The sequence below is a fragment of the Hymenobacter persicinus genome (assembly GCF_004167665.1).
Lineage (GTDB): Bacteria > Bacteroidota > Bacteroidia > Cytophagales > Hymenobacteraceae > Hymenobacter > Hymenobacter persicinus.
In genome coordinates this window covers 1-2,839 of sequence record NZ_SEWE01000119.1, presented here as the reverse complement: position 1 = coordinate 2,839, position 2,839 = coordinate 1, and the positions used below count along the sequence as shown (strand labels likewise).

The 2,839-nt window shown below is 63.4% G+C and carries 3 protein-coding genes; 2 read left to right on the top strand and 1 reads right to left on the bottom strand.

Going from position 1 to position 2,839, the window contains the following annotated elements:
• Nucleotides 1–484 precede the first annotated feature (484 nt).
• Both EWM57_RS20845 and EWM57_RS20840 read left to right on the top strand, forming a co-directional pair.
• The gene (locus tag EWM57_RS20845) at nucleotides 485–976 is read left to right on the top strand and encodes a hypothetical protein (protein ID WP_129920547.1); all 492 of its coding nucleotides are present in this window, start codon (nucleotides 485–487) and stop codon (nucleotides 974–976) included.
• A gap of 13 nt (nucleotides 977–989) precedes the next feature.
• A complete protein-coding gene (locus tag EWM57_RS20840) occupies nucleotides 990–1,550 on the top strand; it encodes a hypothetical protein (protein ID WP_129923217.1) in 561 nt (186 codons plus the stop codon).
• A 96-nt stretch (nucleotides 1,551–1,646) separates the two neighbouring features.
• On the opposite strand, the gene EWM57_RS20835 is transcribed toward EWM57_RS20840, so the two are convergent.
• Nucleotides 1,647–2,669, bottom strand: coding sequence for an SMP-30/gluconolactonase/LRE family protein (locus tag EWM57_RS20835; protein ID WP_165370492.1), 1,023 nt, complete (start codon nucleotides 2,667–2,669; stop codon nucleotides 1,647–1,649).
• Nucleotides 2,670–2,839 lie beyond the last annotated feature (170 nt).

Sequence of the window (2,839 nt, the reverse complement as noted above, 5' to 3'; positions counted from 1 at the left end):
CGAGGGTGGCAGCCAGCAGGGGCCGCCAGGTGCGCCGGCCCGCGGAAGTGGTCCGGGGCTCGCGCGGGGAAGGCTGAGCGGCACCAGTAATGGGTAAGGAAAGGGGCATAAAGCGGGGAAAAGTGAGAAAAGAAAGGATGAAAAGCAGGCTGACCCAGGCTCAGTAGCTTGGGCGGAGGGGGGATAACCGGGGAAGCCGGAAAGGCGGGCAACGCTGCGCAGGCAGCGCGTAGGAAGCTCAAAAAAACCTTGTACGGACGAACGGATAAAATAGCACGGTAGCAGGCCAGTAAAGATGCTGCCTTTTTCAGGGAGTTGCATTATCAGTAGACAACTATTACTTCCCCCATGTTGCCGCCTGCACCAGCCGGACCTCCCAGGGCCGATTTGCTGGGAGCAGCGTGGCGGACCAGCAGGGCTGAATGGTTGCTACGCGTTGATTTTCGCGCCTTATATTGCGGGTATTTACCCATCCTCCGTTTTTATGACCAAACGAATACTGGCTCTGTTATTTCTAAGCCTGAGCAGCACCCCGCTGTTCGCCCAGCAAGAGTCCCTCGAATCCCTCACGCGCAAACAGGGGCTGCGCAATCAGTACCTGCACAACGACACGGCCCAGGCCATTATCAACCTCTACGGCCGGCGGCAGGGCGGCGGGGTGAGCTGGATTGTGGGTTCGGCCCTGGCAGCGGCCCGCATTGCCACGGCCCCCAGCAACAACCAAGTAGTGGGCGGCGGCTACGTGGTGCAGGAAAACACGAACAACGGGGCGCTGGCCTTCGTGTTTGCGGCACCCTTCGCAGCCTACGGCGCCGGTAAGCTGTTGCACTACAGCAACGGCAAGCTCGAAATGGTGCTGACCAACTACGCCGCCGGTAAGCCCCTGGCCCGGTCCCTGCGCCGCAAGCTCAAGCCCCGGTTCTTCAATCAGCCCATCATCGACTACAAGCCCGTTGAAGCCGTTCCCGCCAAGTAGCCGTCCCCGCACCGTGGCGGGTCCTAAGCTCTGGCTGCTGGCTGTGCTGCTATTGAGCGGCCCGGCCGCGCTGGCCCAGGCGCCGGCTCCCGCAGCTACCCGCGCCGTGGCACCTGCCGACTCGGGCGCGGTGCTGCTGTTCAACGGCTGGTATCTGCCCCGCTACGAGCCCCGGGCCGGGGAGGCCGACTCCACGGGGGCGCTGCTGAGCTTGTTTCGGAAGCGCCGCACGGCGGGTTGGCTTTACACGCTGCCGTTTATAGCCGGCCTGACACTGGCCCTACCCGTCTCGTCCACTGACCGGTACGGGAATCAGCAGGTGGCCGACGAAGCCATATCCCCACCCCTGGGCACGGTCGTGCTGGGCGCCACCGTGGTAGGGTTTATCCTGCACGCCAGCAAGTTCAATAAAGCCCACCTGCTGGCCGTGGACCGGGCTTACTTCGCCGGGCAGCCCATTCCGGCCAAGTACCGCAGCCAACTCAACGCCACCCATTTCGCCGAGGCCGAGTATCTGCGCGAGGCCCTGCGCCAGCAGCGGGAGCGGGAGCAGCGCCGGCCGAAGGTCAATTAGCGTCCTGCCCCGGCTACTTATTCGCCAAGCAAAAAGTCCCCTCCGGCACCGCGCCGGAGGGGACTTTTTGCTAATCAGCAAAACTGCTGCCTGAGCTCAGAAACCCACTTTGACGATGGCGAAGCGCGGGGCGCTAGTCTGGTAGGGGTAGAGCACGTAGGCGTCGGCGGGGCTGCGGCGGGTGATGGTGGTCGGGCTGACGGCGCCCGTGGCAAAGCGCCCCGAAACGGTAGTCGTGGCCCAGGCGTCGGTGCTGCCCAGGCGGTACACGGTGCCCTGGCTGCCCGCCACCAGCAGCAGGGTCTGGCGGTCGACGAGCAGCAGGCCGTCGGCGCCGGTCAGGTTTTGGCCGCCGGTGGCCACGGTGGTAAGGCCGGTTGGGTTGCTCAGGGGCACTTTGTAGAGCGTGCCGTCACTGGATTTGGCCACGAGCAGGTAGCCATCGGGGTGGTACACGATGCCATTCAAACCAAAGGCCGTGGCCGGGTTGGCCGCCAGCCGGGAGTCTTCCAAAAAGACCGTGGCGGTGCCCTGCAAGTCAACTTTGTAGATGATGGGCGAGAGGCTGTCGGTGATGTAGGCGTTGCCGTCCTTATCGATGGCAATGTCGTTGGCAAAGTGTGCCAGCGCGGGCCGCAAGCCGCCCAGGTCCACGAACCGGCTCAGGCTGCCGTTGTCGGCGTTGAAGATGGCCAGGGCCGCCAGCTTGCGCTGGGTAGCGGGCTTGGTGCGGCGGGTGTTGGTGCCATTGTCCGAAACGGCGGCCAGCAGGCGCCGGCGGTCCGCATCAAGGTGCAGGCCGATGGTGGAAACCAGCAGCGAATCATCGGCAAACTGCGTGTAGGTGCTGTCGTCCTTCACCGTACCAATGCGGCCCCGGGTACGGGAGCTGACCAAGAAGTATTTCTTGGCCTCATCGTACTGGATGCCTTCCGGCGACAGAGTGGCCGCTTTCGGAACCGTGATTTTGGCCGGCCCGGCCGGCTGGACTGGTTCGTCGTTTTCATCATCGGAACAGGCCGGCAGCAGGGTAGTCAGGCCCGCCGCCAGCGCGGCCAGGCGGAGAAATTGGGAAAACGGGGCGGGCCGGCGGGCGGTGGTGGAGGCGGCGTGCAGCATACGAGTAGGGCTGAAGTCAATAGTTGAGCTTCTGAGGAATACGCGCTGCATCCCGGACCGATTGAATGAAATTACGGCTATTGCTGGCCTGACCCTGGTGCCGGGCCGGGGCTTGATTTGTCTGGTTTTACATAGTAAATTAACTATACTAAGTCTGACCGCTATGAAAG